This is a genomic window from Microbulbifer maximicatervae (SeqCode) (genome assembly GCF_052467385.1).
In genome coordinates this window covers 2,644,285-2,659,830 of the sequence record NZ_CP174311.1, presented here as the reverse complement: position 1 = coordinate 2,659,830, position 15,546 = coordinate 2,644,285, and the positions used below count along the sequence as shown (strand labels likewise).

The window sequence follows — 15,546 nt, the reverse complement described above, 5'->3', positions numbered from 1 at the left end:
GCTCTGTAAAGCTTTATCAATGCTAACTTTTCTTTTTACTATTTAGCGACTTTTCCATGGCCTTTGATTCTTCTAGTGTACGAACGGACCAATCTATTCGCTGCTGATCAGAGACTATATCAGAATCAATGTTATAAAGGCTCCAGTTTCCAGAGTCATCTTTAACAAACTGAGTGCCGTACCACTGTGGCCGACCAAGATTCATCATTAAGCGATCCCAAGTGGCCGCTTTTAGCCAATTAGCTTTATTCTTATCCTCTGCCAGGGTTGCTGCAATAGTGGCAAGAGCATGGGCCAGTCTTATATCTTCTGATTTATTACCATGCTGGAAGATAAGTGCTGCATGATAGTAGTCCTTTGACGTTCTAATATGCCCATTCTCAAGCATTTTTAAGACTTTTATCCGCCGGGTTTTGTCTTCATGATTTAGTGATTCCCAGTCAATGTCACGGTGGGGGGCAATGCGCGCGCTTTGGTCTTGGGTGAATAAATCAGTGAGCAGTTTATTTTCCTGTGCAACCTTCTCCTTTGGTATTTTATGTATTGTTACTTCATTACTGGCAATAGAATATTGGGCCGAAATGCAATATAGAATAGTAATGGCTTTTGTCGTTAAGTGTCTCATACTCAAATGTTGGGTCTCGCTTTTCGTGCGTGAAGTGTAAGATAAATGTTGTGAAATTTTGTAAGTTTCATCGCTAAAGGGCTGCTATAGCTTCTATTTCTACTAGTAAATCTGGGTGTATTAGTTTTGAAACTTCCACCAATGAACAAGCGGGTAAACTTTCTTCGTAAAATTGAAAAAGTAGCTCTCGAATGGATGTTAGACTGCCAATATCGCGAACAAAGATTGTTAGTTTGACTAAATTATTTTTTACCAGTCCCTCGCAATCAAGGATTATTGAAAGCTGGGAAAGTATTTCAGTAGTCTGAGCAATCAAGCTAGAAGATTGTACTTCGGTTTCATACGCTGTAAGGCCAGATATGTATAGGGTGTTGTTGTGCTTTGTTGCGTGTACATAAGGGCCTGCAGCTTGGGGAAGGTCTTGGTAGTTTATCCTTTCGATCATTCTATCTACTTTTGTGCTCTGTAATTGGGTGATTTACTAAATTAAAACAGGAAGATTCCAGTCTTAGTTATTACTACTAGTGGCTAGTGTGTCGGCATTGCTACTATGATTAGCTCTCATTACCCTAGTAGTTTACTTTACTCCGATAGTGTAGAAAGTAAGAAAGGGTTGTTCTGGTGTATTTTTAGGAATTTTAGATATTCATTCCCAACATTTTCAGGAGCCTCCCACTGCGGATAATGCCCAATCGTTCCCTGCTCAACAATATCCGTTGGCCGATCTATCAGTTGCCGAAATCGATCCACTATATGCTTCCCTGAAACTGGGTCTAATGAGCCATTGATTAGTAATAGGGGGCCGGGGTATTGCTTTAGGGCGTCGACCCAGCGCTGACGATGTTGGCGCCTGTCGCGCATATAGCTGATTAGTTTATAAAGGAGCCGGTTGCCATTCTTGTATTGGAGAATTTGCCACAAGTCTCGCAACTCTCTGTCAGAGGGTTGTGTCTCTGGTCCGAAAATGGCACTGAAGCTGCGGCAAAACTGCCGGTAATTCATCAGTTTATTGATCAGGAAGCCTGCGGGAGAGAGCAGCAGTTTTTGTACGAAACGCGCTTGATGAGTTTCTGGAAATAGACCTCCGTTTAGCAGGCATGCTGAGGCATACCTCGTGGTACCACCGCTATTGGCTCTGGCGAGTAACTCCTGGGCAACGGTATCCCCATAGTCATGGGCCAGCAGGTGGACCTTGTTGATGTTTAAATGTTGCAGAAGAGCTTCATGTAAATCAGCTTGCCCGTGGATACTGTAGTTATGCTGCTTGGGTTTGTCTGAGTAACCGAATCCCAGCATATCCATAGCAATACAGCGATAGTGCGCTGTCAGTTGGGCCCATACCTTTTGCCAGTCATAACTACTGGTTGGAAAACCGTGAATCAAAAGCAGCACTGGTTTATGTCGGCAGCTTGGGTTGCTATCGACATAGAAGAGTTGGTGGTTTTGATAATCAAAAATCTTTCCGTTTGATAACCACTGCTGAGGCTGCATTGGCTGTTCCATTTCTTATTGTTGTATTTGCTGTAAAGATTGCACGATGAGCGCGCAACCTCAAGCAGCGGCTACAGGTGGAAAGTAATTATCCTGTTCCTTGCAATGCGTAAATCGCGGGCTTGTTGATTATCTTCCATACTGAAAGCAGGGTCACCGAGGCGGTTAGGCCGATAATAAGCAATGGTGGTAGCAGCCAGCCCCATAGGCTGGTTTCAATACTGAACTCGCTTTGCTCAAGCCAAAGCGCCAGAGGGACGAGGACCAAAGTCGCTACAGCGATACCGATAACGACGGGAATCAGGCTATCGATCAGGGTGTGATAGAAAATCGTCGCTGGGCGGGCGCCGATTGCCATGCGCACGCCAAGCTCAGTACGCCGCAGTTGTACACTGTAACTGAGCACTCCAAAGATACCGATGGCAGCGAGGCTAAGTGCCAGTAATGTCAGGGCGGTGGTTACCCAAACTGAGACCCGGTCATTGCTTAGGAGTAGGTCTCGCGCCTGCTCCAGGGTGAATAGCTCAGAAACTTTGTACTGCCTGTTTACTTCGGCAAACTCCCGATTAATCTCTGTGGTGCTGAGCGGTTGGTGAGGCTTATGTCTAAGTACGAGTAGGGGATAGCTCACGTTGATACCGCGCACAAATAAGCGGGCGGGTTCCTTTTTGCCGGGCAGGCTTGCGTTGCGTACTACACCGACCACTTGGTAGGGCAAGTCACCTCGCCAGTAGTAGCGATTGCCTAATACTTCTCCATCCGGCTCCAGTTGCTGGGCCAGGGTTTCGTTGACGAGCATCATGCGATTGTTATCGGAAAATTCAGCCGCATTGATATGGCGGCCAGCTATCAAAGGCATACGCAAAATGGAAAGGTAGTTTTCGTCGACCACTGTGGTCTTGGCCATCACCGGGTTTTGTCGGCTGGCATAATGACTCAGGGATGTGGTCCAGAGTGGCCGGCTGATGGAGATAGGAGTGTTTAGGCTCAGGCTGGCATTTTGTACTTTAGGGTGCTCCAGCAATCTTTGCCTGATGGCCTTCAGATAACTCTCTCGTTCGGCAGTGGGGGCACTCCTAAGATTGCCGATATTCAGAGTCATCACTTGAACGTTGTCCAAGGGGAAGCCAAAGGGCTGGTTAATCAGTCGGTTAGCTTGAAGGAAAATCTGCAAGCTGGCGACGATAAGCAAACTGGTCATCGCCACTTGGCTGCTGATGAGGATTTTGCGGATTAGAGGCGAGATCTGTACGCCAGAACCTTTGCCGCTGCTCTGCAGCATTTGATTCAGTGCGCGGTAATTAACCTGGCGACTGACTATGGCTGAGAAGAACAGGGCGAGCAGTAAGGCACACAACAGTGCAAAAACCAGTGTCTGCCAGTTTAAGGTGAGCTCTTGAATGCGAGGAATTTGTTCCGTAGCCATCACCTTTAATACTTCCGTCGATCCCAGGGCTAAAAGTAGAGAAAGTAATGCAGCCCCTAACATAAGTAGGCCGATTTCACATAGCAGGGCCAAAAAGATATGTTTTTTATGTGCGCCCAACGCGACCTGTATCGCCATATTGCGTTGTTGTTTGGCTGCGCGAGAAAGAATCAGGTTGGTAACATTGGCGCAGGCAATTAACAGAAGCACCAGTGTACCGCCCATTACCATTAAGGTTCGCGTGGCGCTGTCGCCAAGTATTTTATTGGCGAAGGGGGTGAGTCGGTATTCAACGGACCTTTCTACCGAAGAGGACCTTCTCGCTAGGGCCGCTTGATACTGGGCATCCATTAATGTGCTCAATTCATGCCCCGCACTGGCGGGGTCAATGCCCGGCTTCAGCTTTCCTGTGAGCATGCGGAAAGGCAGGAAGCCTCTCCAATTATTTCTGCGCTCTACTTGTGTATCGTTAAAGTCCCAGGGCAGCCAGACCGCCGTTTGCCGGCCCTGCTTATAGATTTGGGGTTCAATGAAGTCTTTGGCGGTGACGCCGACAATGCGAAAGTCCACCTCCCCAAATTGCAGGCTTTGCTCCAAGACATTTGGGTTGCGCCGGAACATCTGCTCCCAGGTTTGATAGCTGATAACCGCCACAGGGACTCGGCTGTCGAGCCCTTCATCGGCATTGAATTGTCTGCCTAAGGCCAGGGGTGCTCCAGCCAGCTGGAGATATTCCGGAGAGACATAGGAAACATTAACCCGTGGTGATCCGGATAAATTGCGAGCCACATCTTCCCAGAAGTACACCAGGGCGCTGGACTCGAAGAAACTATCGTTCTTATAGATTTCAACCAGGGCAGGGTATTGGCTGTTGTTTTCCAGCCGCAGCTGCTTGTTCTGGTAGAGATTACCATTCACGACATACAGCCGATCTTCGTCCGGGTAGGGTAGGGGTGCGGCTAACAGTTGGTAGTTGAGATTAAATAGTGTTACTAGGGCGCCGAGAGTGATACCCAGGGTCAGAATAATAGTGGTGGCGTAGCTCCGCGCCCGATTGAGGGACTGGAGGGCAATGGACAGGTCCTTTGTGGTGATCATAGGGCCATCTCATGGGGCTCTAGTATGGGCTGCGGCGTTGAGATTTTTCCATCCAGCAGATGCAGTTGGCGGCTGGCCATGTCTGCATAACGAGGGTCATGGGTCACCATGCACAGGGTGGTCCCTTCATTGTTGAGCTGCCGCAGCATTTCCATTACTGCATCGCCATTGTGGGAATCCAGGTTGCCGGTGGGCTCGTCCACCAGTAGTAGGGACGGATTGCCAACTAGCGCCCGGGCTATGGCGATTCGCTGCTGTTGGCCACCGGATAACTGGTTAGGTTTGTGAGCGGCCCGGTGACTCATCCCCACCTTCTCCAGACAGTGTTTCACTTTTTTGTCGGCTTCAGACTTGGGAATGGGATTGCGGCGGTATCGCAGGGGCAGGGCGATATTGTCGTAGACAGAGAGTTCGTCAATCAGATTAAAGGACTGGAAGATAAAGCCTACTTTCTCGTTGCGAATAGTCGCCGCCTCACTCAGCGACAATTGAGCGACTTCTATGCCTTCAATCTGATACCTACCACTGGTGGGGAGGTCCAGCAGGCCGAGAATCGAGAGAAGTGTGGATTTACCGCAACCCGAGGGGCCGCAGATAGATACAAATTCCCCCTGGTAAATACTCAGGTCAACGCCTCGCAGGGCGTGAGTTTCCATATCTGCGGTGCTGAACACCTTGGTGATCCCGGCCATATGGAGGATTGGCTTGGACATAGCGAACTCCCTTTCTCGCTTTAGGTTTCAGGCTTTAGTCAATAATCTGGATATGCTCAGCTGCATTAAAATTGGCCATATCCGAGAGGATGATACGGTCCGCTTCATTGAGGCCTTGGGTGATCTGGATATATCGACCCGACTCCTCGCCGAAGCTGATGGGCTGGAGTGCCGCTTCCTCCCCGTTTTCATTAATCAGGAAGAGATTGGCCTCACTGTGCCTCTGCACATTGATAGGCCTCTCGACGAACAGCGTATCTTCCATCGTGGCAGTGAAGATCCGGGCATCGACGTTGAGCTGTGGCCTGGCAGATTCTGGCGCGCCCGCGCTAAAAGCAATTTCCACTTCAATATTGCCGTCCCGAACTTCAGGAGTAATACGGGTTACCATACCTTCGACTTTTTCTCTGCGGGTATCAATTTCAGCGGGCTGACCAACCTCCAGTTGCTCTGCTTTGGATTGTGGTACTTGAACCAAGGCGAGTAGATCTGTCTCGCTGCCGATCAGCGCCAGCTCCTGGCCGGGATTGACACCTTGCCCCAGCTCTACCGGTAGTCGTTGCAGTATGCCGTCCAGACCGGCACGTACTGTCAGTCGGTCTGTTCGTTGCTGGATACTTTGCAGTTGGGTCTGGGCTTGGTTGATTTGCTCGCGCTGGATTAACTCTGATTCGACGGCGACTTTGCGCAAGTGATTGATACGCTGTTTTTGCAGGTCCACACGTTTTTTCATCTGTTCCTGGCGTAAGACGGTGGTTTGGTAGGTGAGCTGGGAAACCACTCCACTTTTTACCAGCTCGTCCTCAGCTTCGCGACGCAACTTGATTACTTGGTAATTGGAGTTCAGTTCCGCGAGTATGGCTTCCTCCGCGAGAACATCGCGCTGATTGTTCAGAACAAGCCGCCGCAGATTAGCTTCCTCTTGTTCCAGGGAGGTTTCGGCTGCATCCAGGTCGCGCATTAATTCTGGGTTGCTCAGCTGCATAATGATGCTATCACTTTGTACTTCTGCACCGGGACGCAACATGATTTTTTCAACATTCGCTGCGGTTAGAGCGGTAATTAACGTCTGCTTGTCTGAACGCAGCCTACCATAACCATCTACCACAACTTGTAGGTCTCCCCGTTGGACGGTGCCTAGCATTAGCTGTTCCCGCTCAACCTTGTAGGCGCTGTCAGGAAGTAACAAGAGGGTGCTGGTAAATGCCACAAAAGCAAGAGCAGCACCACCTAGCATTAAAGGGTGCTTAATCAGGGGGCGTTTCTTAGGTTTAATAATATCCATATTGCGGCATTTCCTTGGTTAAGCAATCGTTGCACGCTTTTCTACTGTGAAACCTTGATGCGGGGGCGAGTTAGAGGTGGAAAATCATAACTATTTAAAACGGGTGTATTCCTGTTGGAACTCCGAGGGAGGGTGGGTTTTTATCTTGTAATTAGTACTGTCGAGCATATTTTTGTGATCAAAACTCAGGGCTTTAAAAGGGTTTTAGGAGAGGCTGAAAATGCAGGAAAATTGGTACAAGAACCAGTTGCTTGCGGTGAATGGTGGGGAAATACAGGATGGTTTGAATATTGTGAGGTGGGCAGTAACTTGAGAGGTTTAACGATTACCCAATGCATTTTGAGGATAGGTTCACAAGTAAAATTGTGGAGATGTAGTGGGAATAAAGGTGTCGTGGCTTAGTGAATCCGGTAGATTGTCTAAACCGCTACACCTTTAACAAAATATATTTGTAAAACGAAGGGCTTGATAAGTCTTAGTGCAAATTACAGGCCGAGGGTTATCCCAGAGCTTTGACCAATAGCGCCTGTTGAAGTTGATCGTCATCAACCCCCTCTGGTCGGGGTATTTGCACGATATGCCCGGATCCTGGAGCTATATCGATCGCTTTGCCTTCCGTATTCTCCATTTGCTCCAAGGGGAAGAACAAGCTACCGCTGGGAGTCATTAACTCCAATTGATCACCGCGTTCAAAGCGATTTTTAACATCAATCGTCAAATACTCAGGACTGCCATCAATAAGCTCGCCTACGAACTGTTGGCCCGGAGTTGATATCAATCCCTTTTCATATTGCTGGTATTCTGCTGGTGGATGGCGACGGTAGAAACCTTCCGTGTAGCCTCTGTTCGAGAGGGTTTCCAATTCGTCCATCATCTTCATGTCAAAGTCTTTTCCTGCTGCTGCATCGTCTATCGCGCGACGATAGATCTGAGCTGTACGAGCTACATAGTAGTGGGATTTGGTGCGACCTTCGATTTTTAAAGAGTGAACCCCCATTTCCGTGAGGCGCTTGACGTGCTGTACGGCCCGCAGATCTTTGGAATTCATGATGTAGGTACCGTGCTCATCTTCATAGGCCGGCATATATTCGCCAGGGCGACCTTCTTCCTGTAATAAAAAGGCCTGTGAAGTACTGTCACTGGTGGAGGTGGGTTGCTGGGTGGACTCCTGGATAGGTTCCTGGGTTTGCACATGAATCAATTCACCAACTTCATTCTCTTTGGCTTCATGAGCTTGGTATTGCCAGCGGCAGGAGTTGGTGCAGGCGCCCTGATTGGCATCTCTATGGGTCATATAACCGGACAGCAAGCAGCGCCCGGAGTAGGCGATACAGAGTGCACCGTGGACAAAGACTTCCAACTCCATCTCAGGCACTTTCTGGCGAATTTCTTCAATCTCATCCAGGGACAATTCCCGGGAAAGTATCACCCGAGATAACCCCTGGCGATGCCAGAACTTTACGGTTGCGTAGTTTACCGCATTGGCCTGTACGGATAGGTGAACTGGCAGATCAGGCCAACGCTCCCTTACCATCATTATCAGACCTGGGTCGGACATAATCAGGGCGTCAGGCCCCATTTCGACAATTTCTTCCAGGTCCCGCAGGTAACTGCGAACTTTGTCGTTGTGAGCGGCGATATTAGAGGCGATATAGAACTGTTTTCCCTGCTGGTGTGCTTCTTCTATGCCTAGGCGCAGGGTTTCAATATTTTTAAATTCATTATTGCGCACACGCAAGCTGTAGCGGGGCTGGCCAGCATAAACGGCATCGGCACCATAGGCGAACGCATATCGCATATTTTTTAAAGTCCCTGCGGGGGACAGTAACTCAGGTTTAAACACGGAAAAACTCATAGTGGAATAGTCGGACGCGGCCGCATGTTAACGGTATTCAAGATCGCGCTAATTGATATAAATCAATTAGCGCTGGGGTGGGGGTGATAAGCTGTTATGGAGGGAATCTATGCTGTTACTCTAGCCGAATAATAGACCTCTAACCTCTGATTTTTGCTGTTTACTTTTTAGTTCTGTAGGACCTGTTGATAACCTTGTGTGTATACCCAGTCATTATTCTTGGCTGGTAGGTGGCATCCAAAACAGTTGTTAAGCCCGCTGCCTTTCCAGGTTTTGGTTTCACTTTTAGCTATTCCTGGCTTAAATAGAGCCCATCCCCAGCCTTCGGCCCAAGCCGGGTTTTCTGGGAAGCGGTTTTTATCGTCCTTTACCATCATAAAAGTGAATTGAAGGTCTGAGGAGTAATAAGCCAACCCTGTGGTTAAGGGCTCCGATTGGGTGCTATTAACATCCTTTACCAAAACTGTCCCATCGGGAAACTTCCCATTTTTGCGATACCCTTCGACTGCCTGGGGTTGGGTATAGACATTATGAGTATCCCATCCATCGCCACTCGAGGACTTTACCTGATAGGAGCCCAGGAAGACCCATTCCCGACGGTAATTATCCGGCAAAGTAATATTCCCCTGGCTATCAACCATACTTTTATAGGTTAAATTGAGGTTTTCATCGGCCTTTGCAGAAATACCCAATACGAGTGTCAGAACTAAAGAGGTAAATAAGTAGGCGCTGCGCATAATCCTTTTCCATTGCTGTTGATGTGGGAGAGCTATCCCCGGGTTTCAGCTGCTGGAAAGTATATGAAGGCGGGAAGGGTAAAACTGTCAGCTGGCTGACACTGGCGCATATATTTGGTTTTCTGCCAGGCTGTTTAACGCGGTTTGATCGAGAAGGCAGATATATTGGCGCGTATAGTCGATAACTCCATCAGACTTCCATTGTTTAAGGAGCTGGCTGACCGTTTGCCTGCTTCCACCGGCCATGGCGGCCAATTCGGATTGGGTCAACTTGATGTCGAGTTGATGTCCATGGCCACAGGCTTGCCCCCGGTAATTAAATAGCTGAGCTAACAAGTTGGCCAACCGGACCGGTAAGGGGGCGGTGATGTGGAGGAAAAGACGCTGCTGAAGTTGAGACTCCCTTGTGGCTAGTTGTTGCAACAGCCCATCGTGGGTCTGTGAATGGCGCTCCATCATGGCGCTTAGATGTTGAGCGGAAGTAACTTCCAGTTCACTGCCGGATTTGGCGGTTGCTTGAAGGTCCAGGTTTTTCCCAGTTAGACCTGGTCCAAACCATGATCCGGGCCCATAGAGATCGACAATGGCTAGGTTGCCACAGTAGTCCACTTTTTGGATAAGGACGTAGCCGGCATGAATAAAATAAATCTGGGGACCAGAATCCCCTTGTCGGAATAATACCGTTTCTTTGAGGAATCGAAGTTTTTTCATTGGGTCGCTAGTTCGTTGCAAGTGGGTTGATTCCTGCTTTCAGAGATTCCTAACAATATAGAATTCTTCGGTCGTTTGTTTATCTATTTGAAGTTTAGGGAGCAGCTAACCTTACTCCATCTGTTTTGCCCTCCGACACTTTCACGGGCTATTCAATCATGATTGCTGACTCCGCTCAGAATATCCGCCCCGATTACGATCAGGTGATACAGGATATTGCAGATTATGTGCTTCATTTCAAAGTGGGTTCCAGTGATGCCTGGGAAACAGCTCGATTTAGCCTGATGGATTCCTTGGGGTGTGCCTTTTTGGCGCTGAGCTTTCCTGAATGTACAAAGTTGTTGGGGCCCTGGGTGGAGGGGACCTGGGTGCCGAATGGGGTCCGAGTACCTGGCACCCGGTTTTGCTTGGACCCGATAAAAGCCGCATGGGATATCGGCTGTACAATTCGATGGCTCGATTATAACGACACTTGGTTGGCGGCTGAATGGGGGCACCCCTCTGACAATCTTGGGGCAATATTGGCTGTTTGTGACTACTTATCGCAAGGCCAATTAGCTAAGGGGGAAAGCCCAATAAAAATGGGCACGGTACTCGAAGCAATGGTCAAGGCCTACGAGATTCAAGGTGTCTTGGCATTGTCTAACAGTTTCAACCGGGTTGGGCTCGATCATGTACTACTGGTGCGGGTTGCTTCTGCCGCTGTGGCTGCCTGGCTTAAAGGTGCTGGGCGGGAGGAAATAATGGCCGCGGTGTCTCAGGCGTGGGCGGATGGTGGAGCTTTGCGGACCTATAGGCATTCCCCGAATACTGGATCACGCAAGTCCTGGGCTGCAGGTGATGCCAGTTCCCGTGGGGTTCGCTTGGCTGATTTGGCGATAAGTGGAGAAATGGGGGTGCCCGGAGTACTTACGGCACAGCAATGGGGTTTTTATGATGTCCTTTTTAGCAAGACGAATGCTGAGCAGCAATTGAAACCACCTTCAGAGCGCAGTTTTCAGTTCCCTAGAAGTTTTGGCTCCTATGTCATGGAGAATATCCTATTCAAAATTTCTTATCCGGCTGAGTTTCACGGTCAAACAGCTTGTGAGGCGGCAATTATTTTACACCCACAGGTTGTAGACCGTATCGATAACATTACTAAGGTCGTAGTGACCACACATGAATCAGCCCTTCGCATCATCACTAAATCAGGTCCATTAAATAATCCGGCAGATCGTGATCACTGTTTGCAATATATTGTTGCAGTGGCGCTCATTTTTGGTGATTTACAGCCAGGTTTTTATGAAGATGATTTTCATCGTGAGCACAAAGAGATCGATATCTTGCGGGACAAGATTGAAGTGATAGAAGATAAAGGTTACTCAAAAGATTATTTAGACCCAGATAAGCGTTCTATAGCCAGTGCGGTACAAGTATTCTTTAAAAGTGGTGACGCATCAGAAAAGATTGAAGTTGAATATCCGATGGGACACCGCCGTCGCCGACGGGAGGGGATTCCGTTATTGGAAGATAAGTTCCGTAATAATTTAGCTACGCGATTCCCACAAGGGCGGGCTAACAAAATTTTTGCAGCTATTAATGATCTTCATGGATTAAAGCAGTTGTCAGTTAATCGCTTTATGGATCTATTGGTTATTTAGAGGCTCCTCAGGAAACTCCAGAGTGAAAAAGGCGGCCATAGGCCGCCTTTTTCACTGCTCAATCTTCCCAATGCGACAGAATCGCACTTCCCAAATTGGATCGCCGCACCTCAGGAATGATTAGAACTTGTATTCAACACCAACACCGGCGTAGCTGCGATCGTAGTCGTCGTCAGCAGTTTCATCGGTGTAGAAGCCGAAAATTTTGGCTGCACTGTTGAATTTGTAGTCTGCGCCCAGGCTGAAAGTCTCACCGCCTTCTTCCTTGATGTCAGACTGGCCATACTGGGCTTTCAGGGTCCATTGGTCCAGCTTGTAAGCAACAGAACTCATCCAGCCATCAACAGAGTCGCCGGCGTCAGCGTCTTGCTCTTCGAACAGGGCGCCTACCTGTACGGGGCCGATGTTGTACTGGGCCACGAAACGATGAACGTCAACGTCCTGACCCTCAACGTCCTGGTCCATAGCGTAGGCCAGGTAAACCCCGTTGTTATCGTAGGCGACAGACATGGATACGCCGTTGTTGCGCTCTTCACCCGTTACGTCGTCAATAACTTCTTCTTTGTTGCTGATGAAAGCAGCGGAAGCTTTGAAGCCACCGAAAGAAGGGGTAGTGTATTGAAGCGCGTCTTCTTCGCGGTTATCGCTGTTGGTGATCAGGCTCTTGATGTCGCCTTCGAGGTCGTTGAACAGGTCAACTTTCTTCTGGGCAACCTTCAAGGGAGTATCGAATTTACCAGCGATTACCTGGCCGAAGCCGCCTTCCAGGCCAGCGTAGATGTTGCGCTGGGAGAAAGTATCGTCAGCGTCACCGTCCATATCTACTTCGTATTCCATACGGTAGATACCTTTAACGCCTTCAGTCAGGGCGATTTCGCCCTTAACGCCCAGGCGGGAAGCGTTGCTCTGAACGTCAGTGACGGAATCGTCACCTTCGTCGGCTGCCTGGAAAGTGACATTGGCTTTGCCGTAAAAGTCGAGTACATCGCCTTCATCTTGGGCGTTGGCCAGAGCAGGTACCATGGCAACGATGGCCAGAGAGAGAGCGGTCTTATTCATAATCGTCTCGCACAGTTTATGGTTTTGGGTGAAAGGTGCCTTCCGTGTCGTCCTAGTTGGCTGCCTTTCGATTTGGTGCGGATTCTGCGTTTTGAATATTACAAACATGTTAAAAATGGCATTTTTCTTAAAAATATGTGACTGGTCGGTGCTACGAATGGCAGGTAAGCTAGTTGTAGTGAGGTTTTAGGCGCTTCAAGCGGCGGGCCGCAATCATCGTTGATTTGAGTAGAGGTGGTCAATAGTTGAACAAAAAGGGCGGTGTAAGGGATGGCGCTGCGGATGGAGTTATCGAATTTGGGGGGGCGAATTCACGGGCTTTTTCGCCTGCTGGCTAAGGCGAGAGGCATTCTCGGCTACACGGGGCCCAGCACATACCTTTGGGTCTACTCGCTTTCTATTATCGCGGTGGGTTGTTCTGCCCGATTACCCGCTGAAAGCACTCTGTGGGCACTGTATCTCTCTGTAGCTTTGTTTGCCTGGGTGGTAATACGCCGCTGGCGCCCCCTTGCTCTGATCTTTCTCTCCTTTATTGGTGCGACCTGGGCACTCCACTCTCATGAATCATCGCTGGATCGCCGGCTCCCCCTCGGTGCACATGGTGCGGACTTTGTACTTCAGTTGAACCTGGTCTCGCTGCCTGAATTAACTGAGGGGGGAGGGTTTGGCGCTAGTTCAGAATTACAAACGGTGCGTTTTCGCGCTCGAGTTGTGGATATTGTTTTCAGTTCTTTAGGTGAAGAGGGTGGCCAGTTAGCACCGCCAGAGCTATCTATCGGTAGCCTTCTCAACCTAACCTGGTACCGAGTTGACGGTGAGGCTCTAGCTCGTCTGCGGGGTGGCTCTCAATGGATATTGCCTGTGCGATTGAGAAGCCCTAGGGGAAGTGTGAATCCACATACATTCGACTATGAAGGCTGGCTTTTGCGAGAGGGGATTACGGCAACAGGGTATGTTCGCCCCCGCGATTATCCTCCTCAGTGGCTGGGGCAGGGGAATGGCATTATCGAGCTAAGGGATGAATTGCGCTCCCAAATTAGTCAGTTACCGATCCAGCGACCGGACCTGATAGCGGCGTTATTACTAGGAGATCGCAGTCAGTTGAGCGAAGGTGATACCGACCTGCTTAAAAGGACAAGTACGGGCCACCTTATTGCCATATCCGGCTTACATGTGGGCATGGTGGCCGGTTGTATTTTGTTGATGGGCACCGTACTGGCAAAAGGGATTGGGCTTTTTACGGGCACCAGCCGTTTTGGTATTGCGATAGGACTCGCCTTGGTGGCGAGCCTTGTTTATACCTTGATCGCCGGCGTTCCTCTATCCGCACAACGGGCGCTTGTAATGACCTGGGTGCTATTACTGGGTTGGCACTGGCGGCGCAGACTGGGAGCGGGTTTTGCTTTTTCATTGGCTCTGGCAATAGTGCTTACCCTGCAGCCACTGGCTTTTTACAGTGCTGGTTTTTGGTTGTCCTTTGTGGCCGTCGGCAGTCTGCTTTTGGGGTTCAGTGGGCGAATTAGCTTAAGTCGAGAGCCGCAATGGAGGCCGAAGGCTGAGGCCCCTGGTGCTGTAACCTCATGGCAGCACCGATTTTCCCAGTTATCGTTATGGCAGCTGTTGCGAAGCCAGTGGCTGATTGCAATTGGCCTGTTTATCCCATCGATAATATATTTTTCTGGCTTTAGCCTTTCAGGTGTATTGGTCAATCTTGTAGCGATTCCCTGGATGGGCCTGTCTATTTTGCCATCACTTATGTTAGGTGCTGTATTTATTGATACTCAGCTGGGTGTTTGGCTGCTGCAGTTTGCAGGTTGGCAATTGGATCTGCTGATGACTGCGCTCGATATTGTCGATCATTCGATACCGGGGTTCCGTGGTTTTGCGATTGCCTCCACTGCATTGGTGATAGTCATCGCTGGGCTTGGCGCGGTGCTACTTTTGCTGCCTAAAGGGTTGCCAGGACGCAAGTTAGGCTGGTTATTTTTTCTTCCAGTTGCTCAGCCCTGGCTTTCTACATTGGCGCCGGCAGATGAGCGTTTGAAGTTATCAGTGCTGGATGTTGGTCAGGGGTTGTCAGTAGTTATCAGCACTGGAAAAAGTCGTATTGTTTACGACGCAGGGCCTTCAATCCCCTCGGGCTGGAGCGCGGGAGGTTCGATAGTGGCTCCCTACTTGATGAGTAGCGGGGGTAGTGAACTCGATGTACTAATCGTCAGTCATGGAGATAGGGATCATGCCGGCGGCGTGGCGGGTTTACTTAGAAACATTGAAGCAAAAAAGCTCTATGCCCCAGGGACTTTAGCTAGCAATTTACCACTATCGGCAACCACGATTACTGAGCAGTGTCGGGCAGGAACGGAAGAGCAACTGGGAGATATATCATTTCGATGGTTATGGCCTTCCTTAACGGCACAGGGAGAGGAATTACTGGATGGTGAGGAGAACGATCACAGCTGTGTAATTTTGGCTGAATGGCAGGGGGTGCGTTTACTGCTTACTGGGGATATCAGTCGTAAGGTTGAATATCAACTGTCTAAAATGTATCCACAATTTCCCGCTGTTGACGTACTGATTGCGCCTCATCACGGTTCCCGCTCTTCCTCATCGGCCGCTTTGCTCGAGTGGGCCAGGCCTAAACGGGTTGTATTTAGTGCCGGTTTCCGTCACCACTTTGGCCACCCTCACACCGATGTTGTGAAGCGCTACCAAAACTTCGGTGCCAGTATTTTCAGTACTGCGGAGAGCGGAGCGGTAGAATTTTTCTGGCGAGCTGGAGATCAAGAGCCGCAAATTTTACAGGCTCGTTTGGCACCACGGTTTTGGTATGCGAGTCACAACAGGGAATAAGGATGCGTGGGAGGACTTAGCCGCCGGCACCAGCTGTGATAAAGTGCTGCTCT

At 49.4% G+C, this 15,546-nt stretch carries 13 protein-coding genes; 3 read left to right on the top strand and 10 right to left on the bottom strand.

What is annotated here, in order from left to right; genetic code table 11:
• Positions 1 to 22 precede the first annotated feature (22 nt).
• The 6 genes from ACJJIR_RS11160 to ACJJIR_RS11135 form a co-directional block, all read right to left on the bottom strand.
• Positions 23 to 625 (bottom strand): hypothetical protein, encoded by a 603-nt coding sequence (locus ACJJIR_RS11160; protein ID WP_444905376.1) that lies wholly within the window; start codon positions 623 to 625, stop codon positions 23 to 25.
• Between the two features lie 73 nt (positions 626 to 698).
• Positions 699 to 1,070 carry a RidA family protein gene (locus tag ACJJIR_RS11155; RefSeq protein WP_444897162.1) on the bottom strand — a complete coding sequence of 124 codons (372 nt, stop codon included), beginning with the start codon at positions 1,068 to 1,070 and terminating at the stop codon, positions 699 to 701.
• Positions 1,071 to 1,207: 137 nt separating this feature from the next.
• The gene (locus tag ACJJIR_RS11150) at positions 1,208 to 2,116 is read right to left on the bottom strand and encodes an alpha/beta fold hydrolase (RefSeq protein ID WP_444905375.1); all 909 of its coding nucleotides are present in this window, start codon (positions 2,114 to 2,116) and stop codon (positions 1,208 to 1,210) included.
• 88 nt (positions 2,117 to 2,204) lie between these two features.
• Positions 2,205 to 4,640 carry an ABC transporter permease gene (locus tag ACJJIR_RS11145; RefSeq protein WP_444905374.1) on the bottom strand — a complete coding sequence of 812 codons (2,436 nt, stop codon included), beginning with the start codon at positions 4,638 to 4,640 and terminating at the stop codon, positions 2,205 to 2,207.
• The gene (locus ACJJIR_RS11140; protein WP_444905373.1) at positions 4,637 to 5,353 is read right to left on the bottom strand and encodes an ABC transporter ATP-binding protein; all 717 of its coding nucleotides are present in this window, start codon (positions 5,351 to 5,353) and stop codon (positions 4,637 to 4,639) included. The genes ACJJIR_RS11145 and ACJJIR_RS11140 overlap by 4 nt, the downstream gene beginning before the upstream one ends.
• Positions 5,354 to 5,387: 34 nt before the next feature.
• Positions 5,388 to 6,638 (bottom strand): efflux RND transporter periplasmic adaptor subunit, encoded by a 1,251-nt coding sequence (locus ACJJIR_RS11135; RefSeq protein ID WP_444905372.1) that lies wholly within the window; start codon positions 6,636 to 6,638, stop codon positions 5,388 to 5,390.
• Between the two features lie 132 nt (positions 6,639 to 6,770).
• On the opposite strand from ACJJIR_RS11135, the gene ACJJIR_RS11130 reads away from it, so the two are divergent.
• Entirely contained in the window at positions 6,771 to 7,040 is a 270-nt protein-coding gene (locus ACJJIR_RS11130; RefSeq protein ID WP_444905371.1) for a hypothetical protein, read from the top strand.
• Between the two features lie 97 nt (positions 7,041 to 7,137).
• Here ACJJIR_RS11130 and trhP read toward each other — a convergent pair whose 3' ends face one another.
• From trhP to ACJJIR_RS11115, 3 genes are all read right to left on the bottom strand, one after another.
• Positions 7,138 to 8,493 (bottom strand): prephenate-dependent tRNA uridine(34) hydroxylase TrhP, encoded by a 1,356-nt coding sequence (gene trhP / locus ACJJIR_RS11125; protein WP_444905370.1) that lies wholly within the window; start codon positions 8,491 to 8,493, stop codon positions 7,138 to 7,140.
• 167 nt (positions 8,494 to 8,660) lie between these two features.
• Positions 8,661 to 9,230, bottom strand: coding sequence for a cytochrome P460 family protein (locus ACJJIR_RS11120; protein ID WP_444905369.1), 570 nt, complete (start codon positions 9,228 to 9,230; stop codon positions 8,661 to 8,663).
• A gap of 87 nt (positions 9,231 to 9,317) precedes the next feature.
• Entirely contained in the window at positions 9,318 to 9,941 is a 624-nt protein-coding gene (locus ACJJIR_RS11115) for a Crp/Fnr family transcriptional regulator (protein WP_444897170.1), read from the bottom strand.
• 158 nt (positions 9,942 to 10,099) lie between these two features.
• Between ACJJIR_RS11115 and ACJJIR_RS11110 the strand changes: the two genes are divergently transcribed.
• Entirely contained in the window at positions 10,100 to 11,584 is a 1,485-nt protein-coding gene (locus ACJJIR_RS11110; RefSeq protein WP_444905368.1) for a bifunctional 2-methylcitrate dehydratase/aconitate hydratase, read from the top strand.
• 120 nt (positions 11,585 to 11,704) lie between these two features.
• On the opposite strand, the gene ACJJIR_RS11105 is transcribed toward ACJJIR_RS11110, so the two are convergent.
• Positions 11,705 to 12,643: a porin gene (locus ACJJIR_RS11105; protein ID WP_444905367.1), complete on the bottom strand. Its 939-nt coding sequence runs from the start codon at positions 12,641 to 12,643 to the stop codon at positions 11,705 to 11,707.
• A gap of 270 nt (positions 12,644 to 12,913) precedes the next feature.
• On the opposite strand from ACJJIR_RS11105, the gene ACJJIR_RS11100 reads away from it, so the two are divergent.
• Positions 12,914 to 15,493, top strand: coding sequence for a DNA internalization-related competence protein ComEC/Rec2 (locus ACJJIR_RS11100; protein WP_444905366.1), 2,580 nt, complete (start codon positions 12,914 to 12,916; stop codon positions 15,491 to 15,493).
• Positions 15,494 to 15,546 lie beyond the last annotated feature (53 nt).